Consider the following 26,163-nt stretch of genomic DNA (forward strand, 5'->3'; position numbering starts at 1 on the left):
GCCTGAGGGGGCGTTCGGCAGCTCAGGTGAGGAGCTTGCCGGGGTTGAGGATGCCGACCGGGTCGAGCGCGTCCTTGATCCGACGGCTGACCTCGAGCACCTCTGGGCCCAGCTGGGCGGCGAGGAACGGCGCCTTCACCACGCCCACGCCGTGCTCGCCCGTGAGCGTCCCGCCGAGCGAGAGCGCCAGCTCGACGACCGCGGCGAACGCCGCGTCGGCGCGCTGGACGGCCGCCTTGTCGGTGGGGTCGAAGCTGATGAGCGGGTGGAAGTTGCCGTCGCCGGCGTGCCCCACGACGGCGATGGAGGTGTCGTGCCGCGCTGCCACCTGCTCGACCCCGGCGACGAGCTCGGCGATGCGTGGGATCGGTACGCCGACGTCCTCGATGAGCGTCGTGCCGAGGCGCATCAGGGCCGGGAAGGCCTCGCGGCGCGCCTGCATGAACATCTCGCCCTCGTCGGCGTCGTCCGTGACGGCGACGAAGGTCGCGCCCTGCTCGACGCAGACCGCCTCAGTAGCGGCGATCTCGGCGGCCGCAGCCGGCCCCGCGTCGCTCTGGGCGAGCAGGGTGGCGCCGGCGTCGACGTCGAGGCCGCGCGAGCGGAAGTCCTCGACGGCGCGCACGGTGGCGCGGTCCATCAGCTCGAGGGTGGCCGGGCGGTGCGCCGCCACGATGCTCGACACGGCGCGGCCGGCCGCCTCGACCGTCGGGAAGGTCGCCACGAGCGTGATCGCCGGTGGCGGCAGCGGGCGCAGGCGCAAGGTCGCGCTCGTGATGATCCCGAGCGTGCCCTCTGAGCCCACGAACAGCCGCTTGAGGTCGTAGCCGGCGACGTCCTTGATGGTGCGTCCGCCGAGGCGCAGGAGCGTGCCGTCGGCGAGCACCACGTCGCAGCCGAGCACGTAGTCGGTGGTGACGCCGTACTTCACGCAGCACAGGCCGCCGGCGTTCGTGGCGAGGTTGCCGCCGATCGAGCAGATCTCGTACGACGACGGGTCGGGCGGGTACCACAGGCCGTGCTGCGCTGCGGCCCGCTTGAGCTCACCGTTGAGGACGCCGGCACCAGCCACGGCGACCATCGCGGGCGCGTCGATCTCGATGTCTCGCAACGCTTCCAGCGACAGGAGCAGGCACCCGTCGGTGGCGCTGGCACCGCCGGACAGCCCGCTGCCGGCACCCCGCGGCACCACGGCCACCCGGTGGGCCGTCGCCGTGCGCAGGACGTGCTGGACGTCGGCGGTCGACGTCGCGCGCACTAGCGCCAGCGGCCACCCCGGGTCAACGGTGTCGGCCCGGTCGCGCCGGTAGCCGTCGACGACTCCTCGGTCGACCACGAGCGCGCCGGCGGGCAGCCCCGCGGTGAGGTCCGCGAGGACTGCCGCGTCGACGTCCGTGGTCGTCACGAGCTCAGCCCATGTGCGGGTATCGGTGGTCGGTGGGCGGCACGAACGTCTCCTTGATGGAGCGTGTCGACGTCCACCGCAGCAGGTTCTGCATCGCGCCGGCCTTGTCGTTCGTGCCCGACGCCCGCGCCCCGCCGAACGGCTGCTGGCCGACGACGGCGCCGGTCGGCTTGTCGTTGACGTAGAAGTTGCCGGCGGCGTAGCGCAACCGTGCGCGGGCCGCGGCGATCGCGTTCCGGTCCTGGGCGATGATCGACCCGGTGAGCGCGTACGGCGCGAACGACTCCATCTGGTCGACGACCTTGTCGTACTGGGAGTCGGGGTAGACGTACACCGACAGGATGGGGCCGAAGTACTCGGTGGCGAACATCTCGTCGGTGGGGTCGCCGCCCTCGATGATGGTCGGGCGGACGAAGTACCCCTCGCTGTCGTCGTACGTGCCGCCGGCGAGGACGTCGAGTCCCGCGGTGCTCTTGGCTCGCTCGATCGCGGCGACGTGCTTGGCGAACGCACGGTCGTCGATGACGGCGCCCATGAAGTTCGACAGGTCGGTGACCGGCCCGACGCTGAGCGACTCGGTGAGGTCGACGAGGTCCTTCTTCAGCCGACGCCAGACGCTGCGCGGGATGTAGGCGCGCGAGGCGGCCGAGCACTTCTGGCCCTGGAACTCGAAGGCGCCGCGCACGAGCGCGGTGCGCAGGACGTCGACGTCGGCGCTCGGGTGGGCGACGACGAAGTCCTTGCCGCCGGTCTCGCCGACGATGCGCGGGTAGCCGCGGTAGCCGGTGATGTTCGCCCCGACCTCCTGCCACAGGTGCTGGAACACCTTGGTGGAGCCGGTGAAGTGGATGCCGGCGAGGTCGGGGTCCTTCAGCGCCACCTCTGACACGGCGACGCCGTCACCGGTCACCAGGTTGATGACGCCGGGCGGCAGGCCGGCGGCCTCGAGCAGCCGCATCGTGTAGTGAGCGGCGAGCTGCTGGGTGGGCGCGGGCTTCCAGACGACCGTGTTGCCCATGAGCGCGGGGGCGGTGGGCAGGTTGCCGCCGATCGCCGTGAAGTTGAACGGCGTGATCGCGTAGACGAAGCCCTCGAGCGGGCGGTGGTCGAGCCGGTTCCAGATGCCCTTGCTGTTGGCCATCGGCTGCTCGGCGATCAGCTCGCGGGCGAAGGCGACGTTGAAGCGCCAGAAGTCGATCAGCTCGCAGGCGGAGTCGATCTCGGCCTGCACGACCGTCTTGGACTGGCCGAGCATCGTCGCGGCGTTGAGCGTCTGGCGCCACGGCCCCGACAGCAGCTCGGCGGCCTTGAGGAACACCGCTGCGCGCTCGTCGAACGGCAGGGCCCGCCAGCCGGGGGCCGCGGCCTTGGCGGCGTCGATGGCCGCCCGCGCGTCGGTCTGGGTGGCGTTCTTCAGCACCCCGAGCACGTGCTTGTGCTTGTGCGGCTGGACGACGCGCACCCGGCGCCCACCACCCATGCGCTGCACGCCCCCGATCGTCATCGGCAGGTCGATGCGCTCGCCCTGCAGCTCGGCCAGCTTCACCTCGACGGCGGCGCGCTCGGCGCTGCCCGGCGCGTAGTCGAGCACAGGCTCGTTGACGGGAGTGGGGACGTTGGTGCGGGCGTCCATGGCCGCGGCTCCTCGGGGTCGGGTCGACAGCTGCTTCAGCGCGGCCGGGTCCCGGCGCGCCGGTCAGCGGCCAGCATGTCACGACCTCGCTACGCCAGGCCAAGCACGTCGTCGAGCTCGCTGACGTCGTACCAGAGCAGCTCGTGGGCCGCCGCCTGCCCGACGTCGGCCGCGGCGCCGTCGTCACCGGCGTCGGCGGCGCAGACCGCTTGCGCCGCAACGCGGACGTCGGCCCGCGCCTCGTCGTCGTCGACGTGCACGCTCGCGACATCGGCGAGCGTGACGGGCACCTGCACCTCGATGCCGGATCGCGCCAGGCCGCTCGGCCTCACCGCGTCGTCGGGCACGTCGGCGGCCACCACGACCCGCCGCGGCACGGCGTTGCCCGTCGCGGCGAGCAGGCGCAGCGACGCCTCGGCAGCCTCGTCGGACGCCGCGTACTCGAGCTCCTCGAGATCACCCTCGACGTACCACTCGCGCACAGCAGGTGTGACGGCGTGCGCCGCCACTGGTGGCTGAAACCCCTTGTCGCGCAGGGTCTGCAGCAGCTCGACGGTGGTGGGGACGTAGACCCGCATCAGTCACCTCTCTCAGGGGCGTGGTCCGAGGGCGTGTCGTGATCGGTGTCGTGACCAGCCGTCGCGAGTGCCGCCTCGGCCCGCGCCACCTTGGCGGGCAGGTCGTCGAGCGGCTCGGGGTCGCGCAGGGCCACCGCCGAGGTGCGCAACGACGTCTCGAGCACCGCACGCCGGCGTCCGACGTCCATCAGGTTGCCACCGATGGCCTCGAGGTCCTCGGGGCCCGGGCCGATCACCGTCACCTCCGTGCCACCGGCGTGCACCTTGGCGACCTCGCGCAGGCACCGCCGGGTCACCCGGGTGCGCCACTGGCGCTCGAGCCGGGTGACGAGGGCGTCCGGTGCGTCGAGCGCGAAGCTGACGGACGGCGCCACCACGAGCACCTCGTCGAGGCCGAGCCCCGCGAGCAGGTCGACGCTCGTGGACGAGCAGGCGCCGCCGTCGACGTAGCGGTCGGCCCCGATGCGCACCGGCTGGTACCACCCGGGGATCGCGCACGACGCCATCACCGCGTCGGCCAGGTCGGCCTCCGGGGCGCCGAGGCGCCCGAACGCGACGCGCCTCCCGGACTCGTAGTCCATGGTGACGACCTGCAGGCCGTCACGGTCGACCCAGCCGCTGGGCACGACGTGCCGCACCATGGCCCCCACGCTGGCGAGCGAGCCACGGCCCTCCGGCAGCAGCGCCGACAGGACGGCGGTGGGCGGCAACCGCCGCAGGTGCGCCACGTTGCGCGCGATGAGTCCGGCCGAACCGAGGCCCGGTCGAGGCCGAGGCGGACGCCCGCCACCGGTGGCGCGCTCGTAGTCCCACTCGAAGCCGACGAGCGGGCCGGAGGCCACCGACTCGCCCAGCTGGTGGGTGCGCAGCTCGGCGACGCTGACTCCCGCGGCGAGCAGGGCGCCGACCACCGAGCCGGCCGACGTGCCGACGATCGCCTCGACATCGCGCAGGTCGATGTCGAGGGAGTCCTCGATCGCCGACAGCGCACCGACCATCCAGGCGGCGCCGAGCACTCCCCCGCCTCCGAGCACCAGGCCGCGTCGGGTCACCGGGCGGTCTCCCGCAGCTCCGCCAGGGCGTCGAGCAGGCACTGCGCCACCACGGCGACGTCGGGCATCGCATCACGGTCGCCGTTGATGCCGTAGTGCACGCCGCCGTCGTACGACGTCAGGCCGATGCTGAGCGCCTGCCCCTTGGCCAGCGGGATGACCGGGCACGACGACAGCATCCGCGCGCCACCGGCGTACAGCGGGTGCTGCGGGCCGGGCACGTTGGTGACCACGACGTTGAACATCCTGCGCGACACCGCACTGGCCACCCGCGCACCGAGCGAGTGCAGCGTCGGTGGCGCGAACCCGGCGATGCCGGCCAGCGTGTTGGCGCTCACCGCGTCGCCCGCCTCGGCCTGCGCGCGCATCGCGTAGGCGATCTGGTGCAGGCGGATCACCGGGCTCGGCTCGCCCACCGGCAGGTTCACGATGAACGCCTTGACCCGGTTGCCGAGTCGGTAGGCGATCTCGTCGTCGGCGGACTGCACGCTCACCGGCACCAGCGCCCGGACGACGCTCGCCGGCACCACGGACTCGCCGCGCGTCAGCAACCAGGCCCGCAGCGCACCGGCCACCGAGGCGAGGACGACGTCGTTGACGGTGAGCTCTCGACCGCTGCGGCTGTGGGCGTCGCGGATCTTCCGGTAGTCGGAGAGCGACGTCTCGACCTGCGCCCAGCGCCGCTGCTCGCCGATCTCGGCGTTGAGCGGGCTGGTCGGTGCGGGGCGCGCTGCGGTGCGGGCCGCCGCCGAGAGCACGTGGCCGAGCTGGCCCAGCACCTTGCCGGCCGTCGCCTTGACGTCCTTGGCACTGCCCTGGAACGCCTCCAACGCACCGCCCGGGCTACGCACGGCGTCCGCGACGGCGCTCACGACGAGCTCGACGTCCGTAGGCTCCTTGGCCGGCGTCCAGGTGTCAGCGGGAAGGTCGGGGGCGTCCGGGCTGTCGTCGAGGATCACCTGCGCGATGTCGACCGCGTGCACGCCGTCGACCATGGCCTGGTGGGTCTTGGTGACGATCGCGAACCGCCCGCCGGACAGGCCCTCTACGAGGTACACCTCCCACAGCGGCCGGCTGCGGTCGAGCGGGCGCGACTGCACGCGCGCGACCAGCTCGGCCAGCTGCTCGTCCGATCCCGGCCGCGGCAGCGCCGACCGGCGCACGTGGTAGGTGACGTCGAAGTGCTCGTCGTCGACCCACACCGGGTTGGCGAGCCGGCCCGGCACGCTGCGCACCCGCTGGCGGTAGCGCGGGACGTACGCGATCCGGGCCGAGACCAGCGCGACGAGCCGGTCGTAGTCGAAACCGTCCGGCGGCGGCTCGAACACCGCCACCGAGCCCACGTGCATGGCCGTCGTCGGCTCCTCCAGGTACAGGAAGGAGGCGTCGAGAGCGCTCAGACGGGCGGGCACCCGCTCATCGTGCCATCCCCGGCCCTCCTAGACTGCGGTCATGCCCGGCCTGCGACGCGCGCCACTGACGGTCGCCGCGAGCGCGCTGCTCCTCGCGCTCACCGCTTGCAGCAGCGGCACTGCGGGGGCGAGCGGGTCGACGGGGACGGCGTCCGGCGCCACCTCCAGCCCGTCGGCGACCGCATCCGGCACCGCGTCGTCCGGCCCCTCGGCGAGCTCGACGACCACTGCCGCAGCCGACCAGACCGTCGAGATCACGATCCGCGGCAAGCAGGTGACGCCGGCACCGCACCGCGTCGAGCTGACCTCTGGCCAGACGCTGCGCCTGGTCGTGACGAGCGACCACAACGACGAGCTGCACGCCCACGGCTTCGACGTCGAACGGGAGCTGGTCGCGGGGCAGCCCACGACGGTCGACCTCACCGGCGCGCCGCCCGGCCTGTACGAGGTCGAGACGCACGAACCCGAGCTGAGACTGCTGCAGGTCGTGGTGCGGCCGTGAGCCGTGCCTGAGCTCTCGGGCGTGCTGGCCGGCGGCGCGATCGTCGCCCACGGCGTCGGCAGCCGACAGGACCTCCCCCTACCGTTCGGCTACGCCGTGGCCGGCGCCGCCGTCGCGCTCGTGGTGTCGTTCCTGCTGCTGGGTCTGCTGTGGCGCGAGCCGCGGATCTCCGGGGCGCACGCCGGGCGGCCGGTGCCGGGGTGGCTGGCATCCGTGCTCGACTCTCGGGTCACACGCATCGTGCTGGCCGCCCTCGGCGCGGTCGCGTCGGTGTACGTGCTGATCCCCCTGGTGCTCGGCCAGGACGACGCCAACAACCCGGTGCCGTTCGTGGTGTACGTGCTGCTCTGGGTGGGGCTGGTGCCGCTCTCGGTGCTGTTCGGGCCGATCTGGCGGCGGCTGAACCCGTTGCGGCACCTGCACTTCGCGGTCATGTCGTTGGCTCGGCTCGACCCGCGCGACGGTGCTCTGCGGTTGCCGTCGTCATTCGGCTTCTGGCCCGCGGCGGTCGGGCTGTTTGCGTTCACCTGGCTGGAGCTCGTGGCGCCCGACAACGCCACCCTGCCGGTGATGCGCCTGGCGATCACCGTCTACGCCACCGCGATGCTGTTCTGCGCCTTCGTGTTCGGCTCGCGCTGGTTCGACCGCGGCGACGCCTTCGAGGTGTGGTCGGCGCTCTACGGCCGGCTCAGCGTGCTCGGACGACGCACCGACGGGCGGCTCGTCGTGCGCTCGCCGCTCGCCGGGCTCGACGCCCTGCCGCCCGCGCCGGGGCTGCCGCTGACGGTGTCCGTGATGCTCGGCACCACGGCGTACGACGGTGCCTCCAACGCGCCTGCGTGGTTCACGTTCGTGCAGAGCTCGCCGCTGCCCGAGACGCTCGTGAAGACGCTGGGCCTGCTCGCCGTCATCGCCGTGGTCGGCCTGCTCTTCGCGGGATGCACGGCCGCGGCTGGTGCCATCGGTGGAGTGGGTGCGGCCGGAATGGCGCGGCAGTTCGCGCCCTCGCTCGTGCCCGTGGCCCTGGGCTACGTGGTCGCCCACTACTGGTCGCTGTTCGTGCTCGAGGGGCAGAACGCGCTGATCAAGCTGAGCGACCCGTTGAGCACCGGCGCGAACTGGCTGGGCCTCACCGGCCGGGCCGCCGATCCCGCGCTGCTGCAGCCGAACCTCGTGGCCACGGTGCAGGTGGTCGCGATCGTCGTCGGGCACGTGCTGGGCGTGGTGCTGGCTCACGAGCGGGCCATCACGCTGTTCCCGCGACGGCGTGCGGTGGTGGGGCAGCTGCCGCTGCTCGCGCTGATGGTGGCCTACACGTGCGGTGGGCTGTTCCTGCTCTTCTCCGCCTGATCAGCCCGATCAGCCGGCGAGGTCGAGACCGAAGACCGCCTCGAGCTCCATCAGCGTCTGCTCGTAGCTCTGGTGGAGCACGCCGATCATGCCGACCTCGACGGCGGCGACGACGTTCGGCTGCAGGTCGTCGACCATCACGGCCTGGGCCGGCGCGAGATCGAGCAGGTCGAGCACGTGCTGGTAGATGCGGTGCTCGGGTTTGCGCATGCCCACCTCGCCGGAGATGACGACGGCGTCGAAGAGCGTGTCCCAGCCCTCGCGGGGGTAGTCGTTGCCCCAGGAGTTCGACAGCAGCGCCGTGCGCAGGCCCTGCGCCTTGGCCCGCCGCACCAGGCCGACCATCGACTCCTCGGCGAGCTCCAGGCCCGCGAACATCCGGCGCAGCAAGCCTTCAGGCCGCACCGTCGAGCCGTGCACCGACATCGCCTCGGCGAGGTGGCGCTCGAAGTCGGGCACTTCCAGCTCGCCCCGCTCGAGGGCGTGCACGGGGTTCTCGGCCGGGTCGACGGCGTCCGGGCCGATCCACTGCTTCAGCGCGGCGAGGTAGTGCCCGTAGTCGATGCCCTCGGCCTGCGCCCACGCGCTGAACGCGTCGCCGATGCCGGTGGTGAGCACGCCACCCCAGTCGACGACGAGTCCGACGGGCACGGTGGACGTCGAAGGGAGGCTCACCGGGCCAGCCTAGTGAGCCCCGACCGGCACGCCGGACGCCGCCTCGTCGAGCGGCCGGGTGTCGTGGTTCGTGGCCTCGACGTGGTGACGCACCCTCAGCGCGAGGTCGTGCACCGCGGCCCGCACGGGGCTGGAGCGCGCGTGCTCGGCCAGCGTGCGGCCGGCCAGCACGGCGCTGTCGACGGCCTCGGGGTCGTCGGGAACGAGCAGCACGTCGTCGATCCCGGCGTACCGCTGCAGCGCCTCGCGCACCTGCCGCGCCGGGCGCGGGCCCACTGCGGCGGCTCGTAGGCGATTGGCCACGACGACGGGACGGCCCCCGGCGGCCTCGGGCAGGTCCGCCAGCTCGCGCACGGCGCGCACGAGCCGCTGCAGCCCCACCGGATCGGCGGCGCCGACGACCACGGTGACGTCGGCCGAGGCCAGGCTCGCCAGTGTGGCCTGGTTGCGGCGAGGCGCGACGGTGTCGTACGCCAGCTCTTCGTCCTGCTCGAGCGAGAAGCCGGTGTCCACCACGACCCAGTCGGCCAGCGACCGGGCGCACTCCAGCACCGTCGAGAGTGCCGTGGCCCGCACTTCGGTCCACCGGTCAGGTCGCAGCAGGCCGGTGAGCACCCGCAGCCGCGGCAGTACCCCCGGCGCGAGCCGCTCCAGCGCGGTGTGGTCCAGGCTGCCGCGCTCGGCGGCCCGGCAGGCCGCCGCGATGGCGGCGGACTCGTCGAGCAGCGCGAGCCGTTGGGCGATGCTGGCACCGTAGGTGTCGGCGTCCACGAGCAGCACCTCCTGCCCCGCACCGGCGAGCTCGGCGGCCAGCTCGACGGCCACCGTGGTGCGTCCGGGGGCGCCCACTGGTCCCCAGACGGCCACCACGTGGCCACGCGCGCGGAGCCGCGCGGCGCCGTCCACGGCTTCGGGCCGCGCCGACCCGAGGCTCGTCGGCTCGCGCCGCGACACCGCCCGTGGGTCAGCCAGCGAGAGGCCAGCGGGTCGCCTCCGGGCGGCGCGATCGGCCACCTCCACGGCGGCTCGGGCGGCAGCGGCCACCTCCCCGGGCCGCGCTGCCACGCTGAGCACCTGTCCGACTCCGGCCTGGCGCAGCCTGCGCTCGTGCGTGCTCGGATCTCCCGGCGCGCCGTCGACCAACGCGACGACGCCGCACCGGTGGTGCTCAAGCAGCTCCAGCGCAGCCGCGTCGAGCCCTCGCAGGTCGGCCGACACCACGACGACCTGCACCAGCCCGGCAGCGGCACAGGCGAGGACGTCGGCGACGTCAGCGCAGCGCCGGACGACCTGCACCCCCGCCTCGGCGTCCAGACCGCTGACCAGCGCGGCCTCGTACCGATCGCTCACCGCTGTGGCCACGAGCACGGGGGAAGCGCAGATCACGTCCCGCTCCGTCGGGGCAGCGCCGCCGGGGCGGGCACGAGCGTGATGCGCGCGGAGTTGTCGACGGCCTGGATCAGCTCGGGGACGAGCGCCGGTGTCAGCAGCAGCTGCACCGTCGACCCGGTCGAGCCAAGTGACCCGGCCGACGCCGCGCCGCCCCAGCCGGCGCGCGCCTGCGACCGGTCGCCGACCTGCACTCCGGAGGCGACCAGGCGGGGACGCTCGTAGGAGTCCGCACGGTCGGCCGACCGCGACGCGACCCAGACGTCGACCACCGACCCGCGCGGCAGCGCACCGGCCGCGGCCGGCTCGACGGGCACCGTGATCGGGCGCAGGTCGACGCGGTCGGCGCCCCCGAGGGCCGAGGCCGGCACGAGCTCGCCGGCGGGCACCGGGCGCACGACGACGAGGCCGGCCAGCGGGCGCGAGGCCGACAGGTAGGGCCGACCCGCGCCCACGATGCGCACGTGGGCCACGGCCAGGTCGTCACCGGTCACCGCTTGCCCAGGCGTGAGCGCGCGGCGAGCGACGAAGACCGGTTCGGTGGTGTCGACCGCGCGCAGCAAACCCGCCACACCGACCACCGACAGGAGCACCAGCAACAGCCCCACGAGCAGCCGCGGGTCGCGCCACGAGGGGCGCCGCAACCGCCGCGCGGTGACGCCTGGGGCGGCCGGCGCCGTCCGGTCGTGTGGTCTGCTGAGCGTGGGTGTGGTCATGATGCCCCCGATGGCCGTGACGTGGCGGAGACCGCTGATGATCACGGCACACTCTGGTGCATTCCGGGCATCGCTGTCATCTCGCCGTCCACAGGCTGCTCCCGCCGTCCACAGGCTTCCCGTGGGCGGCATGCGTCGATGGGATACTGGACGCATGCCGCCGCGCTTCCTCACGCTGCCGGACGTCGCCGAGGTGCTCAGCATCTCGGCCGCCCAGGCGTACGCGCTGGTGCGCTCCGGAGACCTGCCGGCGATCAAGGTCGGCGGTCGCGGGCAGTGGCGCGTCGAGGCCGCCCAGCTCGAGGCCTACATCGAACGGATGTACGCCCAGACCCGCGCGTTCGTCGAGCAGCACCCCTTCGGAGCGGGCGAGGAGCCGGCCACCGAGGAGGCCGCTCGCGGCTGACCGGGCCAGTACCCGCAGCCGATCAGGCCCAGGACGTCTCGCCCACCGGAGCGACGCTGGCGAGCGCGAGCAGCGGAACGGTCAGCACGCCTGACACGCGGTGCGTGCGGCGGGGCTCGTCGGCCGGGTGCTCCGCGAGGTCGAGGTGGTCGGCCCCGACGGCGTCGAGAGTCCCCACCCTGCGTCGGCCGTCGACGAGAGCCAGGGTGACCGGGCTGCGGTCGCGGGTGATGCGCCGCAAGGCGGCCGCCAGACCGAGCCGCCGCTCGACCTGCGCCCGCCCGGCTGCGCGCACGCCGCGCTCGAGGCCGTGCGCGCCGACCACGGCGGCGAGCCGCACCACGACGGGTGCCGGGCGGTGGCCGGAGGTCGCCAGGACGGCCCAGCCGTCCCCGACCGTCACGACCGCCCCGTGCACGGTGGCGCCACCGAGCAGGTCGAGGCTCACCTCGCGCGCCGCCGCCAAGCGGTCGATCCACGGCACCTGCGACAGCTCGGCCCTGGTGCGCTCGGCGATCTCACCCTGACGTTCAGCGGCCTCGGCCGCCTCGAGCTCGCCCTCGAGATCAGCGAACAGGTTCTCCCACCGCACCCGGACGACGCTAGCGGAGGGGCCACGCTGCAGCCGCCGCTTCGTCGGTTTTCCACAGATTTGCGAACTCTCATTGACGCCGACAAGTAGACGCGAAAAGGTCTGGTGGAAGGCAAATGCACGCAAACGCATGAATCGGAGGCCTCATGCTCCGCAGTGACCTGCTCCGACCAGCAGTCGGCGTCACGATGGCCGCAGGGTTGGTCGTGGTGGCCGGCGCCGGCGCGGCCTGGCTGTGCGGTGACGTCGGCGAGCTGGTGGCCGACCGGGAACCCGCGAGCCTGCTGCTCGCCGCCGCCGAAGTGGCGGTGGCCGCCCTGCTCGGGCGGTGCGGCCTCGGCGCCCTCCTGGGCCTCGCCGCCGTCGCGCTCGACCCTGGGCTCGACGCCGGCCGGGTCGCTCTGCGCGTGACGCCGGGGCTGCTGCGGCCAGGGCTCTCGGCGCTGCTGGCCCTGGGCGTGAGCGCGGCGGCGGCCGGCCCGGCCCTGGCCGCCGGGCCCTCCCCTCAGCTGCCGGCCGCGCCCTGGTCGGCCGCCGACCTGCGCGTCCCGGTGACGCACGACGGGCCGACCCCGAACGCGGCGCACCTCAGCACGGCGAACCTGCCGTCGGCGGGGTGGGTGCCGGCGGCCGAGCCGGCCGGGCGCGTCGTGACATCGGCTCGCCTGCTCACCGGCGCGGCTGCGCGCGATCGCGCACCCGACGGCATCGTGGTGCACCGCGGCGACACCCTCTGGGCGATCGTGGCCCGAGCGCTCGGCCCTCGAGCCAGTGACGCGCGCATCGCCGCCCAGTGGCCGCACTGGTACGCGGCCAACCGCGCCGCCATCGGCCCTGATCCCGATCTGCTCCAGCCGGGCACCACGCTGCACGCGCCGCGGGTGGCGAGCCGATGAGCACGGTGGCGCTGCGTCGAGCGCCCGTCCCGGACTGCCTGCCGCCGGTCGAGCTCGGCCAGAGCGGTCACCGGCTGCGGCCGGCGGACCGTTCCGGCGTGCAGGGTGTGCTCGCACTGGTGGTGCCTGAGGGCCCGCTGCCCGACGAGGAGGACGACTTCGGCCCGGTGCCCACCCGCAGCGCCGACCTGCCCGATCCGGTCGTCTGGAGCCGTGGTCTGGCCCAGGTCGTCGTGGAGGTGCTCGCCGGACTGCGCCCCGCGAGCCAGCTGCTGCGCTGGACCACCACCCTCGTCCACGAGCAGGTACGCAAGCTCGCGGCACAGCCATCGCCTGAGCAGCGTCGCACCGCCCGCCGTCCGGTCGTGCGCAGCGTGCGCGTGTGCGAGCCGGCGGACGGCGTCGCCGAGGTCAGCGCCGTCGTCTGCGGTCAACACCGCACGCAGGCCCTCGCGCTGCGGCTCGAGGGCGGTGACGGGCGCTGGCGGGTGACTGTGCTGCAGGCCGGATGAGCCGCACCGGCCGGCGAAGGGGCGAACCCTCAGCCGGCCGAGGCGGTCACGTCCTCAGGCCGCGCCGTGGCAGCGCTTGTACTTCTTGCCGGACCCGCACGGGCAGGGGGCGTTCTTCGGCGTGCCGGGGTAGGCGCCCTCGGTGTCGCCGCCGGCGACGTCCTCGCCGCGCACCTCGACGCCGCCCTCGCCGTCCACCGTCGGCGCGGAGTACTGCAGCTGCGCCGGACGATGCACCTCGCCGAGACCCTTGGCGACGATCTGCGGGTGCTCCTCGGCGGCCTCCGCCTCGGCGGTCGGCTCGCCCTCGACCTGCACCTCGAGGTTGAACAGGTAGCCGACCGACTCCTCCTTGATCGCCTCGTTCATGGCGCCGAACAGCAGGAAGCCCTCGCGCTGGTACTCCACGAGCGGGTCGCGCTGGGCCATGGCGCGCAGGCCGATGCCCTCCTGCAGGTAGTCCATCTCGTAGAGGTGCTCGCGCCACTTGCGGTCGAGCACGCTCAGCACCACACGGCGCTCGAGCTCGCGCGTGACCTCCGCGCCGAGCGACGCCTCGCGCTGGTCGTAGGCCACCTGCGCGTCGGACTTCAGCTCCGACAACAGCATGTCGGCCGTCAGGCCCTGGCGACCGCCGGACTCCTCGAGCAGCTCCTCGATGGTGATGCCGACGGGGTAGAGCGAGCGCAGCGCCGTCCACAGCTGCTCGAGGTCCCAGTCCTCGGCGAAGCCGTCGGACGTCGCCTCGGTGACGTAGCCGGTGACCACGTCGTCGATGAAGTGGCGCACCTGCTCGTGCAGGTCCTCGCCGTGCAGCACGCGACGGCGCTCGGCGTAGATGACCTCGCGCTGGCGGTTGAGCACGTCGTCGTACTTCAGGACGTTCTTGCGGATCTCGAAGTTCTGGCCCTCGACCTGGCTCTGCGCCGAGGCGATCGAGCGCGACACCATCTTCGACTCGATGGGCGTGTCGTCGCCGATGCCGGACGTCGACATGACGCGGTCGACCAGCCCGGCGTTGAACAGGCGCATGAGGTCGTCCTGCAGCGACAGGTAGAACCGGCTCTCCCCCGGGTCACCCTGGCGACCCGAACGACCACGCAGCTGGTTGTCGATGCGCCGCGACTCGTGGCGCTCGGTGCCGAGCACGTAGAGCCCACCGGCCTCGGTGACCTCGTCGTGCTCGCGCTGCACGGCCTTCTTGGCGTTCTCGAGCGCGGCGGGCCAGGCTGCCTCGTACTCCTCGGGCGAGTCGACGGGGTCGAGCCCGGCCTGCTTGAGCGCCGCGACGGCCATGAACTCGGCGTTGCCGCCCAGCATGATGTCGGTGCCGCGGCCGGCCATGTTGGTGGCGACCGTGACGGCGCCCTTGCGCCCGGCCTGCGCCACGATCGCGGCCTCGCGCTCGTGGTGCTTGGCGTTCAGCACCTCGTGCGAGACACCGCGCTTGCGCAGCTGCTGCGAGAGGTACTCGCTCTTCTCGACGCTCGTGGTGCCCACCAGCACCGGCTGCCCCTCACGGTGCCGCTCGACGATGTCGTCGACGACGGCCGCGAACTTGGCCTCCTCGGTGCGGTAGACCAGGTCGGCCTGGTCCTTGCGCACCATCGGCCGGTTGGTGGGGATCTCGATGACGCCGAGCTCGTAGATCTGGTTGAACTCCGCGGCTTCGGTGAGGGCGGTGCCCGTCATGCCGCCGAGCTTGTCGTACATGCGGAAGTAGTTCTGCAGCGTGATCGTGGCGAGCGTCTGGTTCTCGTTCTGGATCTCGACGCCTTCCTTGGCCTCGATCGCCTGGTGCATGCCCTCGTTGTAGCGGCGGCCGGCCAGGATGCGGCCGGTGTGCTCGTCGACGATGAGCACCTCGCCGTTCATCACGACGTAGTCCTTGTCCTTCTTGAACAGCTCCTTGGCCTTCACGGCGTTGTTCAGGTAGCCGACGAGGGGGGTGTGGGCGCTCTCGTAGAGGTTGTCGATGCCGAGGTAGTCCTCGACCCGCTCGATGCCGGACTCCAGGACGCCGACCGTGCGCTTCTTCTCGTCGACCTCGTAGTCGCGGTCGCGCTGCAGCCGCTGGGCGATGCGCGCGAACTCGACGTACCACTTGGTGGGCTGGTCGGCCGGGCCGCTGATGATGAGCGGCGTGCGGGCCTCGTCGATGAGGATCGAGTCGACCTCGTCGACGATGGCGAAGTGGTGACCGCGCTGCACGAGCTCGTCGGCGCTCCACGCCATGTTGTCGCGCAGGTAGTCGAAGCCGAACTCGTTGTTGGTGCCGTAGGTGATGTCGCAGGCGTACATCTCGCGGCGCTGCGCCGGGTTCATCGACGACAGGATGCAGCCGGTGGTGAGCCCGAGGAACCGGTGCACGCGGCCCATCAGCTCGGACTGGTACTCAGCGAGGTAGTCGTTGACCGTGACCACGTGCACGCCCTTGCCGGTGAGCGCGTTGAGGTACGCCGGCGCCGTCGCCACGAGCGTCTTGCCCTCACCGGTGCGCATCTCCGCGATGTTGCCGAGATGCAGCGCCGCGCCGCCCATGAGCTGGACGTCGAAGTGCCGCTGGCCCAGCGTGCGCTTGGCCGCCTCGCGCACCACGGCGAAGGCCTCCGGCAGCAGGGCGTCGATGTCCTCGCCGTCGGCGAGCCGAGCCTTGAACCGCTCGGTCTCCTCGCGCAGCTCGGTGTCGCTCAGCCGGACGAAGTCCTCTTCGAGAGCGTTGACCTGCATCGCGAGGCCGTGCAGCTTCTTGACCTGTCGCTTCTCGCCAGCTCGCAGCAGCTTCTCGACGATCTTCGGCACGCGATGTCTCCTGTGGGTCGGGTGCAGCCGCGACGGCCGGGTGACGGCGTGACGCAGCACCGGCCCGCAGGGGGCGGGCCACGCCCATCGTACGCAGCACCGCGGCGAGGTCGGACATACTGCCGCCATGCGCGAGCGCGATGGCGGGCCGCAGGACGACGCGACGACGCCCGCGCGGGGGCGCTGGCCGTCCGGGGGCGTGCGTGACGACGTCGTGGCGCTGCGCGTCTGGGAGCCGGATGACGTCCCGCAGCTGCTCGCGCTGCAGGCCGACCCGGACATGCGGCGGTGGTCGCCGGTGTTCGACGCGCCGGATGCCGCGCAGTGCGCCGAGCGGGTGGCGCGCGCTCAGTCCGCTGCCACCGAGGGGCTGCCCAACTCCTTCGCGGTGGTCGACGTCGCCCACCCTGCGGTGGTGCTCGGCGCCATCGACTGGCGCAACGACCACCCGCTCCCCCAGTTCTCGGTGCTCGACGTGGGGTACGGCGTCGCACCCGCCGCTCGGGGCCGCGGCGTGGCGAGCCGGGCGCTGCGCCTGCTGTCCGACTGGCTGCTCGCACCGGACGGCGGCGACGTCCGCCGCGTGCAGCTCGACCACGCGGTCGAGAACGAGGGGTCGTGCCGCGTCGCGCTGCGGGCCGGCTTCGCCGTCGAGGGCCGCCGCGAGGCGTTCCTGCCGCTCAAGGCGCACCCGGGCGCGCCCGTCGTCCGGCACGCCGTCTGCCTCCACGGCCGCTGGCGCCCCTGACCCCCGTTGATCACGTTATGTGGGTGACATGCCACTTGCCGAGGGTTGCACCCCTCGGGAAGTGACAGCCCGCCCACTTAACGTGATCAACATCAGGTGGTCGACAGGAGGTCGTGGTAGTCGGGGTGGCGCTCGATGTACTCGCGCACGAAGGGGCACTCGGGACGCACCACCTCGCCGGCCGTGCGCACGACGTCGAGCGCGTGCGCCACGAGCTGCGAGCCGACGCCCTGCCCCTCGTAGGCGTCCTCGACCTCGGTGTGGGTGAACGTCACGACGCCGTTCTCGCGGCGGTAGTACGCGTAGCCGGCGTGCTCGCCGTCCACCGTGGCCTCGAAGCGTCCGTGGTTCGGCTGGTCGGTCACCTGGGTCGTCGCAGTGCTCATGACCCCATCCTCAATCGGTTTGCGGGCCACCGCGAGCGCAGGCGAGGGTGGGGCGGTGCAGATCCCCGAGCAGACGCCCACCCTCACCGACGGCGCGGACCCCGACCGCATCACCCTGCGCCCGCACCGACCCGCCGACGTCGACGACGTGCTGGCGTCGTGCCAGGACGCCGAGACGCAGGCCTGGACCACGGTGCCCGCGCCGTACACGCGCGCCGACGCCGAGGCCTTCGTGGCCGGGCACGCGCCGAACCTGCACGAGGGCACCGTGTCGTTCGCCGTCGAGGCCGTGGACGACGCCACCGGCCGCCCGCGCTTCGCCGGCAGCGTGTCGCTGCGGCGGTCGAACGGCGCGGGCGGCCTGGGCTTCAGCCTCGCCTCGTGGGCGCGTGGTCGGGGCGTCATGAGCCGGGCCGTGCGCCTGCTGCTGGAGTGGGCGTTCGCCGCGCAGACCGACGGCGGCGCGGGGCTCGACGTCGTGCACTGGGAGGCGTACGTCGGCAACTGGCCGTCGCGGCGGGTGGCGTGGGCGTGCGGGTTCCGGGTCGAGGGCGTGGTGCGCGGTTTCGGCCACCAGCGCGGCGAGCGCCGCGACTCGTGGGTGGGATCGCTGGTGCGTGGCGAGCCCATGGCGCCTGCGAGCCCCTGGCTCGACGCCGCCGTGCTCACCGGCGAGCACGTCGTGCTGCGGCCCTGGCGCGAGGACGACGCCGCCCGGGTCGCCGAGGCGTGCAGCGACCCGCGCACCCAGCACTGGCTCGCTCAGCTGCCGTCGCCGTACACCGTGGCCGACGCCCAGTGGTACATCCGCAGCCGCGAGGAGGAGCACGCGGCCGGTCGCGGCGTGTACTGGTGCGTCGCCGACGCCACGGACGACCAGTGCCTGGGCGCGATCTCGGTGATGCGGCTCGACGCCCCGCTCAGCGAGGCCGAGATCGGGTACTGGGCTCACCCGGACGCTCGCGGGCGGGGCGTCATGACCCAGGCGGCCCGGCTGGTCGCCCGGCACACGCTGCTGCCGTACGAGGACGGCGGCCTCGGCCACCACCGCGTGTCGCTGCGTGCGGCTGCCGGCAACGTCGCCTCGAACCGGGTGGCCCAGGCGGCCGGGCTGGTGCGGGTGGGCCTCGCCCGCGGGAGCGACCTGCTGCGCGACGGCTCGCGCGATGACCACGTGCTCTACGACCTGCTGGCCACCGAGATCTGACGCCGCAGCCCCGGTGGGGTGTGCGGTGGGGTGGCGGTGCGGTGCGGCGCGGTGCGCTGCGGTCAGGCCGCGTGGGCAGCGGGCGGTGCGGTGCGTCGTCCGGTGACCTCACCGGTCACGACGCGGGGGCGCGCCAGGCCGCGCACGGGGGCCGGCCTCGTCGCCGCGAGGTCGCCCCGCACGCGCGCCGCGTCGCGGTCACGGGCGTCATCGAGGGCCGGCCAGGCGGTCACCCGGCGGTGGTTGGCGCCGAGCTGCCGGACGACGGCCACCGCGGCCAGGACGAGGATGATGAGAACCAGTGCAGTCGTCATGGCATTCATGCTGCGCTCGTAAACATCCAGCCACGAGTGGCAGTAGGGGCGTTGTGCAGAAAGATCCTGCCAAGTACCGTGGGCGGGTGATCCGCACCGTCGCCGTCGTTCTCGTCGAGGACTGCGCGGTGTTCGAGTTCGGCGTGCTGTGCGAGGTCTTCGGCATCAACCGCACCGACGAGGGTGTGCCGGCCTTCGAGTTCCGCGTGTGCGGTGAGCGGCCCGGCGCGCCGCTCCCGACGGGCGTCGGTGCCCAGATCGTGCCGACCCACGGCCTGGAGGCCGTCGCCGGCGCCGACCTCGTCGCTGTCCCGGCGGCACGGGTGCGCGACGACTACCCGGCAGCGGTGCTCGAGGCCCTGCGGCAGGCCCACCGCGACGGCGCGATCCTGCTCTCGGTGTGCAGTGGCGCCTTCCTGCTCGGTGCCGCGGGCCTGCTCGACGGGCGCCCCTGCACCACCCACTGGCGCCACGTGCACGAGCTCGCCGAGCGCTGCCCGACCGCGCGGCTCGACCCGGACGTGCTCTTCGTCGACGACGGCGACCTGGTCACCAGCGCGGGAACCGCGGCCGGCATCGACGCCTGCCTGCACCTGGTGCGCCGAGAGGTGGGCAGCGCGGCCGCCACCGCCATCGCCCGACGCATGGTCGTGCCGCCCCAGCGCGACGGCGGCCAACGGCAGTTCATCGAGCAGCCACTGCCGCCGGACGCCGACAGCCTGCAGCCGCTGCTCGACGAGGTGGTGAGTGAGCTGGGCGCCGAGCACACCATCGACTCGCTGGCCCGGCGCGCCCACCTGTCGCAGCGCACGTTCGCCCGCCGCTTCGTCGCCGAGACCGGCACGACGCCGCACCGTTGGCTCACCACGCAGCGCGTGCTGCTCGCCCGCCGCCTGCTCGAGCAGACCTCGCTCGGCGTCGACGCGATCGCGGCCGAGTGCGGCTTCGGCTCAGCCGCCCTGCTGCGTCACCACTTCCGCAAGGCCGTCGGCGTCTCGCCCGCCGACTACCGCCGGTCGTTCTGCGCCGCCTGAGCGCTCGCGACGTTCGTGCACGCCAGGCCGGACGATGTCGGGACCCCTGCCGCCCGCGCTCGGGCGCGACCGAAGTTCCAGCCGGCCACCTCCTGCGGCCCGTAGCGCCCGAGCCCCGCCAGCACGCAGGAGCGCATCGGCTCGGCCAAGGCGTCAGCGGCCGGCACAGCGTCGGCCGACAGGCCCTGCAAGTACGTGACATCGAGCCGGCCCTGAGCGGTGGCGCTCGCGTTGTACCGCACGATCTGGGCGTCCGGGTTCACGGCCGCCAAGGCCAGCATGCTCACGCTGGCCACGCCCACCACGGCCCGCGGCAGCCACCCACCGCTCCACCGGACACCCGCCACCAGGACGAGCACCACGATCGCCCCCAAGGCCACCTCACCGAAGACCACGAGCAGCCGCAGGCGGGTCAAGCCGAACGCCTCGACGTACAGGTCGACGCGCCGCAGCGCCGACGCGACCACGCCGAGCGTGCCGACGCACAGGGCCCCGAGCGACGCGCGCACGACCAGCCGGTCGGCCGCCGACGCACGGGGCGCGTGACGGACCGCCACGGCGACGACCACCAGCGTCAGCGCCGTCGCCACGACCAGCTGGGCGAACCCCTGGCGCGTGTACTCGGCGTAGGTCAACCCCGCCGTCGCGTCGACGTAGCGGTGACCACCCACGAGCGCGGCGACCTGAACCAGCACGAAGGCCCAGACCAGCGCGGCTAGCGCCGTCACGGGAAGGGCCCAGGCCCAGCGGGTCGACGGGCCGCCCGCGGGCGCACGCAGCTCAGCAGTGGGCGGCGGGGCCGACACGAGCTGGCCGTTGGTGGCGCAGGCCACCGATGCGAGCAGCGCCACGGCCGCCTGAGCCGGCAGCAGGTGAAGGTCCGGACGCGGGAGGTAGCTGGCGAAGACCGCGTCGGCACTGGCGAACAGGGCACCGAACACCACGAGCAGCAGGGCCGTGAGGCTCACCGCGCCCAGGGCGCGCACGAGGCTCTCGCTGCGCCCGTGCGAGAGGGCGTTCGCCCGCCGACCCAGCCACGGCACCGCGCGCACCGCACCCGCCACCCAGGCCGGAGCGCTCAGCAGCACGCCCCCGGCCGAACGCGCGGACGTCGCCGCAACGGCTGCCGTGCCCATGGCGGCGAGCACCGACAGCGACGCGACCCACGCCGCGTCGCGCAGCGCGACCACGCCGCACAGCAGCACCGAGAGCGACGCGAGCCAGAGCTGACCAAAAGCCCTGTGGCGCAGCAGGTTTGGTGCGGCGACGGCCCAGACGAGCAAACCGGCGAGTGCGAAGCCGAGACCCGGACGATGGCCGGCCACGAGGCCACCAGCAGCGCAGCCGACGCCGGCGCTGGTCGCAAGCACCCAGGTCGGCGCCGGCGTCCGCTGCGCCGCCCAGAACCGGCGAGCGGGCTCGGCCAGCCACGGCACGGGAACCGGTCGGCGAGCAGCGGGTGGGACGGGGACGGGCGCGGACGTCGACGACATGGCCGGAACGCTAGGGACCGCGCGAGGTCAGGTGTCGGCGTCCCAGCGGTGGTTCGGTGCAGGTTCGGTGGAGGGCCGCTGAGGTGCGGCTCGCCGGTCAGCCGCGCAGCAGGAGCTGCTCGCTCAACGCGGGGGCGAGGTCGCCCGGGCCGGTGACGCAGACCCGCTGCAGGCCCAGCCAGTGCGCCATGAGCACCAGCTCGTCGGCCAGCGCAGCCGGAGTGTGCGACGGCGCACCGGCCTCGGCCCACGCAGCTTGCACGCGCAGGACGCCGGCGCCACCGTCGGCCTGGCGGTCGGCCTTGAGGTCGACCCGGCCCACGAGAGCGTCCCCGAGCAGGAACGGCAGGACGTAGTAGCCGAAGCGGCGGCGCGGCGCGGGAACGTAGATCTCGATGCGGTAGTCGAACCCGAACAGCGCCAGCGTGCGCGCCCGCTCCCAGACGAGGGAGTCGAACGGCGTGACCAGTGCGCGAGCCTCGACCCGTCGGGGCCGCCGCGCGTCGGTGTGCAGGTACGCCGGACGCCGCCAGCCCTCGACCTCCACCGTTTGCAGCTCTCCGTCCGCCACGAGGGAAGCCACGGCGCGAGCGGTGGCCTCGGCGCTCAGCCGGAAGTAGTCGCGCAGGTCGGCCTCGGTGGCGACGCCGAAGGCGCGGGCCGAGATCGCGACGAGCTCGCGGTGCGCGTCGTCGTCACCTGGGGTCGGCGCCTGCCACACCTCGGGCGGCAGCACGCGTTCGGGGAGGTCGTACAGCCGCGCGAACTGGCTGTTGCGACCGGCCGAGGTGACCTCGCCCGCCCAGAAGAGCAGCTCGAGGAGCCGCTTGACCACCGACCAGTTCCACCCCCACTCGGTGCGCTCGCGCGGCGCGTCGTGGGCGATGGCCTGCTCGAGCTCGACGGCCGTGAGCGGCCCGCGCTCGCGCACCTGCGCGAGGATCACCTCGGTGAGGCCGGGGTGGTCCTGCTCGGCCCGACGCATGCCGCCCCACGCCTCCTCGCGCGCCCGCGCCATCCGCCAGCGCAGCAAGGGAATGGTCGACGGCTGCACCAGGCTCGCGGCGTGCGCCCAGTACTCCACGAGCCGGCGCGGACGACGATCACGCGCTCGATCGAGCAGGGCGGTGTCGTACGGGCCGAGGCGCGAGAAGAACGGCAGGTACTGGCTGCGGGTGAGCACGTTGACGCTGTCGATCTGCACGATGCCGAGCCGGTCGATGACGCGCTGCACCTGTCGCGTCGTGACCTGACCGGACGGGCGCCCCTCGCCGAAGCCCTGCGCGGCCAGGGCGATCCGGCGGGCTGCCGGCACCGTGAGTCGCGTCGTCATGCGCCGATGCTCCCGCACGCCACCGACAGCAGCGCGCTCAGCCGGCGGGCGTCCCGCACTCGGGGCAGAACCGGCTGCCCGCGGGCAGCTCGGTGTGGCACGAGGAGCACGCGGCCAGGCTGGCGAGCCGCTGGCCGCACTGCGGGCAGAACTTGGCGCCGTGCGCCTCGGCGGAGCAGGCCGGGCAGACCAGCTGGTGGTCGGTGGCGACGTCGACCTGAGCGCCCCGCCCCTCGCCGACGACGTACGCCGCCTCGCGCGCCGCGTCGAGCGTGCCGCGGTGCCGCTCGGTCTCGACCTCGACAGCCACGTCAGGAGCGCACTGCACGCACAGCCCCTGCTCGGCACCCCAGCACCGGTCGCACACGTACTCGTGGCAGCGGGCGCAGCGGTGGAAGTGCTCCTGCGCCTGCGCGATCGCCCGGCTGAACGCCTTGTCGCGCGCGACGCCGTACCCGGCGTTCGCCACCCCCTCGACGGCGTCGTCGACCTGCCCGCCCGCTCCGCCGAGCAGGCCGCCGGCGAAGCTGCCCGCCTGGCGCAGCCAACCCGAGGCGCGGGCCGCGCGATACGGCTCGAACGGCGAGCGCCACGTGTCCAGGCAGAGCTCGCAGTAGAACTCGAACTGGAAGCCCGCACCGGTGCCGTCACGTTGGCACAGGTCTCGGTAGTTGTTGGCAAAACGAACCTCAGAGCTCACGGTAGGCCTTCTGCCGCAGGAGATCCGGTCGATCGGCCGGCGCGGCCCCCCGACGGGACGCGCGTGCATGCTAGCGGCCGAGCCCCGCCAGTCAGTCTCGGGCGTGCGGCGGGAAGTCGCCGGTCGTGCCGTCGAGCTGCTCGCGCAGGAAGTCGGCGTGGCCGTTGTGTCGGGCGTACTCCTCGATCATGTGGACGTAGATCCAGCGCAGGTTCATGTCGTTGCCCCGAGGCGAGCGCACGACGTGGTCGAGCGACAACCCGGCCGTCGCCTCGCGCGCCGCGACCACCTCCTGCCGGAAGGTCTCGAGGTCGGCCGCGGCGTCGGCGGCGGCGTACGCGTCGAGGTCGGCGTCAGGGTCGTCGTCCGTGCCGTACAGGTCGGGGACGTCAAGCCCGGCCGCGATCTTCTGGAACCACCAGCGCTCGCAGTCGGCCAGATGCCGCACCAGCCCGAGCAGGGTCAGGGTCGACGGCGGGCTCGCCGGCGTCTTGAGCTGCTGCTCGGTCAGGCCCTCGCACTTCCACAGGAGCGTCTGCCGATGCGTGTCGAGCCAGCTCTCGAGCTGCTCTCGCTCGGTGCCGGTGAGCAGGTTGGTGGCGTACTCGGCTGGGGGCGCGGTCCAGGTCATCTGGTGATCCTGCACCACCCCACCGACAGCGCGACACCGCGTTTCGCACGGCTTCAGACCGACGGGCCACCGAAGCGCGCGACGTAGTGCCACACCCGCTTGAGCGCCTGCGGGTCGTGCTGCCCGGTGCGGGCGGCGTCCCCGATGACGCGGCCGTCGAGCCACCCGCCGTCGGCGATGCGAGCGCCCAGCTCCACGAACTCGGGCCCGCGGTACTCGGGGTGCCGTTCGAGCTCGCTCACGGGGAGCCGGCGCCCGCAGTGCCACTCCACGGCGCACGGCAGCCGGCGCGCGATGTCCTCGACCGCCGTCGCCCTGTAGCACGGGTCGAGCACGAGCGCCTCGGCGTCGCGATCGAGCCGCACCGGGCCGTGCACCTGGGCCTCGACGTAGTCGTCGAGCGGGTCGTCGCTGTGGGCGGCGGCATCGACCACCTCGCCGAGCTCCATGGCCGCCGCCGTGCCGACGATCTCGGGTTCGTAGACGCTGTCGGGGAAGCAGAAGGTGCTGCGCTGCAAGACTTCTGGGCGAAGCCGCAGGTGCGACGACCCGAAGCGCAGCGATCCTCCCTCGGGGCGGCCGCGGTGGTTGAGGGCGCCGTACACCGGCCGCTGGCTCGCCGACGCGTCGTCGTACGCGCCACCGAACATCCGGCTCTCCCAGCGCCAGCGGTCGCCGCCGGGGTGGGCTGTGAGGCCGCCGTTGCTCGTGCCGGTCTCGAACTGCGAGCGATACCGGCCGTCGTCCGCGAGCGCCTCGAGGACGAGCCGCTCCCCCACGAGCCGGTCGGGGTGGAAGTGCAGCGTCACGCGCAGGCCGGGGCCGAGCGGCGCTCCCCGAGAGAGCGCGGTGACGTGCTCTAGCGCCCGCCGCTGGCGCGGACCCAGCCCGGTCACGGCTAGCCGAGGTCGAGGATCTTCTCGCGCACGGCGTACACGACCGCCTCCATGCGCGAGTGCAGCTGCAGCTTCTCGAGGATGTTGCGCACGTGGTTCTTCACGGTGTTCTCGCTGATGAAGAGCTCCTTGGCGATGTCGCGGTTCGCCAGGCCGCGCGCGACCAGCTTGAGCACCTCGAGCTCGCGGTCGGTGAGCCGCGGCACCGGCAGCTGCGGGCGCTCCTCGCTCTTCTTGATCATCGCCGCGAACTCGGTGAGCAGCTTGCTCGCCATCGACGGGCTGATGAGTGACTGGCCCTCGGCCACGGCGCGGATGCCGGCCGCGATCTCCTCGCCCGGCACGTCCTTGAGCAGGTAGCCGTTGGCCCCGGCGCGCACCGCCTCGTAGAGGTCAGACTCCTCGTCGGAGATCGTGAGGATCACGATCTTGGTCGACGGCACGACGTCCTTGATGGCGGTACAGGCCTCGATGCCCGAGCGGCGGGGCATGCGGATGTCCATGAGGACGACATCGGGCAGAAGCTCCTCGACGCGGCGAATCGCCTCGGCACCGTCACCGGCCTCGCCGACGATCTCGATGCCTTCCTCGGCGCTGAGCACCATCTCCAGCCCACGCCGGTAGAGGGCGTGGTCGTCAGCGACCAACACCCGGATGGACTCGCCCTCGGTCACCGGACCCCCAATCAGTCAGCCGGAGGTCCGGCGACCAGGACAGTCTACGGGCCGACCATCACCCGGCCGCTACTGCTGGGTAGTCGTCGCCCGCCGTCGTGGGCGCGGCGTGCACGCCGTTGCTGCTGGACGTGCCGTTGCTGCTGGCTGGGCCGCCAGCGACAGCGCTGTGGTCGACGTCCAGGTGCAGCACGCCGTACTCCCACCCGCGCCGCCGGTACACCACGCTGGGACGACGGCTCTCGGCGTCACAGAACAGGTAGAAGTCGTGTCCGACGAGCTCCATCTCGTACAGCGCCTGCTCGAGCGTCATGGGTACGGCGGCGTGCACCTTCTCGCGGATCTGCACCGGGCTGTCGTCGAGCTCGGACGTCGGGCCCTCGCCCTCCTGCTCCGGCTCGGGACTGAGGTCGGCCGGTGGGGCCAGGCGGGCCGCGGCCTGGGCCAGGGACTCGGCGCCGCGCCGGCGCTTGACCACCTTGCGGTCGTGTGCGCGCCGCAGCCGCTCGAGCAGCTTGGCGTAGGCGCAGTCGAGTGCCGCGTACGCGTCGTCGGCTGCCGCCTCCGCGCGCACGACAGGACCCTTGCCGATGCAGGTGATCTCGACGCGTTCGCAGCTGTCGGTCTGCCGCTTGTTGGGTTCGTGCGAGATCACCACGTCGAGTCGCTGGATCCGCGGAGCAAGCTGCGGCACCTTGGCCAGCTTCTCCTGCAGGTGGCGGCGGAACCGCTCCTTGACCTCGACGTGCCGGCCGGTGACCACGATCTCCACGATGGACCTCCTCATCGACGCGCCCGACCGCCCACTACCGGACGGTCGTGACGCG

At 73.2% G+C, this 26,163-nt stretch carries 27 protein-coding genes; 8 read left to right on the forward strand and 19 right to left on the reverse strand.

The window, feature by feature from the left end; genetic code table 11:
* Positions 1–22 precede the first annotated feature (22 nt).
* From ASD06_RS02285 to ASD06_RS02305, 5 genes are all read right to left on the reverse strand, one after another.
* Entirely contained in the window at positions 23–1,405 is a 1,383-nt protein-coding gene (locus ASD06_RS02285; RefSeq protein ID WP_056672459.1) for an FAD-binding oxidoreductase, read from the reverse strand.
* A gap of 4 nt (positions 1,406–1,409) precedes the next feature.
* Positions 1,410–3,038, reverse strand: coding sequence for an L-glutamate gamma-semialdehyde dehydrogenase (gene pruA, locus ASD06_RS02290; RefSeq protein WP_056672461.1), 1,629 nt, complete (start codon positions 3,036–3,038; stop codon positions 1,410–1,412).
* Between the two features lie 89 nt (positions 3,039–3,127).
* The gene (locus tag ASD06_RS02295; RefSeq protein ID WP_056672463.1) at positions 3,128–3,616 is read right to left on the reverse strand and encodes a hypothetical protein; all 489 of its coding nucleotides are present in this window, start codon (positions 3,614–3,616) and stop codon (positions 3,128–3,130) included.
* The gene (locus ASD06_RS02300; protein ID WP_056672465.1) at positions 3,616–4,668 is read right to left on the reverse strand and encodes a patatin-like phospholipase family protein; all 1,053 of its coding nucleotides are present in this window, start codon (positions 4,666–4,668) and stop codon (positions 3,616–3,618) included. The genes ASD06_RS02295 and ASD06_RS02300 overlap by 1 nt, the downstream gene beginning before the upstream one ends.
* Positions 4,665–6,080 (reverse strand): wax ester/triacylglycerol synthase family O-acyltransferase, encoded by a 1,416-nt coding sequence (locus tag ASD06_RS02305; RefSeq protein ID WP_056672466.1) that lies wholly within the window; start codon positions 6,078–6,080, stop codon positions 4,665–4,667. The genes ASD06_RS02300 and ASD06_RS02305 overlap by 4 nt, the downstream gene beginning before the upstream one ends.
* Before the next feature lie 40 nt (positions 6,081–6,120).
* On the opposite strand from ASD06_RS02305, the gene ASD06_RS02310 reads away from it, so the two are divergent.
* Together ASD06_RS02310 and ASD06_RS02315 are read left to right on the forward strand one after the other, a co-directional pair.
* Positions 6,121–6,582: a cupredoxin domain-containing protein gene (locus tag ASD06_RS02310; protein WP_157371440.1), complete on the forward strand. Its 462-nt coding sequence runs from the start codon at positions 6,121–6,123 to the stop codon at positions 6,580–6,582.
* A 3-nt stretch (positions 6,583–6,585) separates the two neighbouring features.
* Positions 6,586–7,932, forward strand: a complete 1,347-nt coding sequence (locus tag ASD06_RS02315; RefSeq protein WP_056672467.1) for a hypothetical protein — start codon at positions 6,586–6,588, stop codon at positions 7,930–7,932.
* Between the two features lie 9 nt (positions 7,933–7,941).
* Here ASD06_RS02315 and ASD06_RS02320 read toward each other — a convergent pair whose 3' ends face one another.
* The 3 genes from ASD06_RS02320 to ASD06_RS02330 are packed head-to-tail and all read right to left on the reverse strand — an operon-like array spanning position 7,942 to position 10,712.
* The gene (locus ASD06_RS02320; protein WP_056672469.1) at positions 7,942–8,607 is read right to left on the reverse strand and encodes an HAD family phosphatase; all 666 of its coding nucleotides are present in this window, start codon (positions 8,605–8,607) and stop codon (positions 7,942–7,944) included.
* Positions 8,608–8,616: 9 nt separating this feature from the next.
* Entirely contained in the window at positions 8,617–9,993 is a 1,377-nt protein-coding gene (locus tag ASD06_RS02325; RefSeq protein WP_157371441.1) for a P-loop NTPase, read from the reverse strand.
* Positions 9,990–10,712 carry an SAF domain-containing protein gene (locus tag ASD06_RS02330; RefSeq protein WP_162248026.1) on the reverse strand — a complete coding sequence of 241 codons (723 nt, stop codon included), beginning with the start codon at positions 10,710–10,712 and terminating at the stop codon, positions 9,990–9,992. Before ASD06_RS02330 ends, ASD06_RS02325 begins: the two co-directional genes overlap by 4 nt.
* 154 nt (positions 10,713–10,866) lie before the next feature.
* On the opposite strand from ASD06_RS02330, the gene ASD06_RS02335 reads away from it, so the two are divergent.
* Complete coding sequence (locus ASD06_RS02335; protein ID WP_056672473.1) at positions 10,867–11,118, forward strand: AlpA family transcriptional regulator; 252 nt, start codon at positions 10,867–10,869, stop codon at positions 11,116–11,118.
* 22 nt (positions 11,119–11,140) lie between these two features.
* Here ASD06_RS02335 and ASD06_RS02340 read toward each other — a convergent pair whose 3' ends face one another.
* A complete protein-coding gene (locus ASD06_RS02340; RefSeq protein WP_056672475.1) occupies positions 11,141–11,710 on the reverse strand; it encodes a hypothetical protein in 570 nt (189 codons plus the stop codon).
* Positions 11,711–11,856: 146 nt separating this feature from the next.
* On the opposite strand from ASD06_RS02340, the gene ASD06_RS02345 reads away from it, so the two are divergent.
* Both ASD06_RS02345 and ASD06_RS02350 read left to right on the forward strand, forming a co-directional pair.
* Positions 11,857–12,606 (forward strand): LysM peptidoglycan-binding domain-containing protein, encoded by a 750-nt coding sequence (locus tag ASD06_RS02345; protein ID WP_056672476.1) that lies wholly within the window; start codon positions 11,857–11,859, stop codon positions 12,604–12,606.
* Entirely contained in the window at positions 12,603–13,118 is a 516-nt protein-coding gene (locus ASD06_RS02350) for an Rv3235 family protein (protein ID WP_056672477.1), read from the forward strand. The genes ASD06_RS02345 and ASD06_RS02350 overlap by 4 nt, the downstream gene beginning before the upstream one ends.
* A gap of 54 nt (positions 13,119–13,172) precedes the next feature.
* Here the strand turns inward: ASD06_RS02350 and secA are convergent, their stop codons facing one another.
* A complete protein-coding gene (gene secA / locus ASD06_RS02355) occupies positions 13,173–15,920 on the reverse strand; it encodes a preprotein translocase subunit SecA (protein ID WP_056672478.1) in 2,748 nt (915 codons plus the stop codon).
* Between the two features lie 127 nt (positions 15,921–16,047).
* Here secA and ASD06_RS02360 point away from each other — a divergent pair, with 127 nt between their 5' ends.
* Complete coding sequence (locus tag ASD06_RS02360; protein ID WP_056672479.1) at positions 16,048–16,668, forward strand: GNAT family N-acetyltransferase; 621 nt, start codon at positions 16,048–16,050, stop codon at positions 16,666–16,668.
* Between the two features lie 92 nt (positions 16,669–16,760).
* On the opposite strand, the gene ASD06_RS02365 is transcribed toward ASD06_RS02360, so the two are convergent.
* Complete coding sequence (locus ASD06_RS02365; protein ID WP_056672480.1) at positions 16,761–17,054, reverse strand: GNAT family N-acetyltransferase; 294 nt, start codon at positions 17,052–17,054, stop codon at positions 16,761–16,763.
* 55 nt (positions 17,055–17,109) lie between these two features.
* Here ASD06_RS02365 and ASD06_RS02370 point away from each other — a divergent pair, with 55 nt between their 5' ends.
* The gene (locus tag ASD06_RS02370; RefSeq protein ID WP_056672481.1) at positions 17,110–18,261 is read left to right on the forward strand and encodes a GNAT family N-acetyltransferase; all 1,152 of its coding nucleotides are present in this window, start codon (positions 17,110–17,112) and stop codon (positions 18,259–18,261) included.
* A gap of 62 nt (positions 18,262–18,323) precedes the next feature.
* Here ASD06_RS02370 and ASD06_RS02375 read toward each other — a convergent pair whose 3' ends face one another.
* Entirely contained in the window at positions 18,324–18,575 is a 252-nt protein-coding gene (locus ASD06_RS02375; protein ID WP_056672482.1) for a hypothetical protein, read from the reverse strand.
* 86 nt (positions 18,576–18,661) lie between these two features.
* Here ASD06_RS02375 and ASD06_RS02380 point away from each other — a divergent pair, with 86 nt between their 5' ends.
* A complete protein-coding gene (locus ASD06_RS02380; RefSeq protein ID WP_056672483.1) occupies positions 18,662–19,609 on the forward strand; it encodes a helix-turn-helix domain-containing protein in 948 nt (315 codons plus the stop codon).
* Here ASD06_RS02380 and ASD06_RS02385 read toward each other — a convergent pair.
* From ASD06_RS02385 to hpf, 7 genes are all read right to left on the reverse strand, one after another.
* Positions 19,582–21,102: a DUF4153 domain-containing protein gene (locus ASD06_RS02385; protein ID WP_082537599.1), complete on the reverse strand. Its 1,521-nt coding sequence runs from the start codon at positions 21,100–21,102 to the stop codon at positions 19,582–19,584. The genes ASD06_RS02380 and ASD06_RS02385 overlap by 28 nt on opposite strands.
* A 97-nt stretch (positions 21,103–21,199) precedes the next feature.
* Entirely contained in the window at positions 21,200–22,435 is a 1,236-nt protein-coding gene (locus ASD06_RS02390; RefSeq protein WP_056672485.1) for a winged helix-turn-helix domain-containing protein, read from the reverse strand.
* Positions 22,436–22,472: 37 nt separating this feature from the next.
* Positions 22,473–23,135: a zinc ribbon domain-containing protein gene (locus ASD06_RS02395; RefSeq protein ID WP_056672486.1), complete on the reverse strand. Its 663-nt coding sequence runs from the start codon at positions 23,133–23,135 to the stop codon at positions 22,473–22,475.
* Positions 23,136–23,226: 91 nt separating this feature from the next.
* Positions 23,227–23,766, reverse strand: a complete 540-nt coding sequence (locus ASD06_RS02400) for a DinB family protein (RefSeq protein WP_056672487.1) — start codon at positions 23,764–23,766, stop codon at positions 23,227–23,229.
* 53 nt (positions 23,767–23,819) lie between these two features.
* Positions 23,820–24,662 (reverse strand): DUF3626 domain-containing protein, encoded by an 843-nt coding sequence (locus tag ASD06_RS02405; RefSeq protein WP_200941804.1) that lies wholly within the window; start codon positions 24,660–24,662, stop codon positions 23,820–23,822.
* Positions 24,663–24,664: 2 nt separating this feature from the next.
* Entirely contained in the window at positions 24,665–25,351 is a 687-nt protein-coding gene (locus ASD06_RS02410; RefSeq protein WP_056672488.1) for a response regulator transcription factor, read from the reverse strand.
* Positions 25,352–25,394: 43 nt separating this feature from the next.
* Positions 25,395–26,108: a ribosome hibernation-promoting factor, HPF/YfiA family gene (hpf, locus tag ASD06_RS02415; protein ID WP_056672489.1), complete on the reverse strand. Its 714-nt coding sequence runs from the start codon at positions 26,106–26,108 to the stop codon at positions 25,395–25,397.
* Positions 26,109–26,163 lie beyond the last annotated feature (55 nt).

The organism is Angustibacter sp. Root456 (assembly GCF_001426435.1).
Taxonomy (GTDB): Bacteria; Actinomycetota; Actinomycetes; order Actinomycetales; family Angustibacteraceae; genus Angustibacter.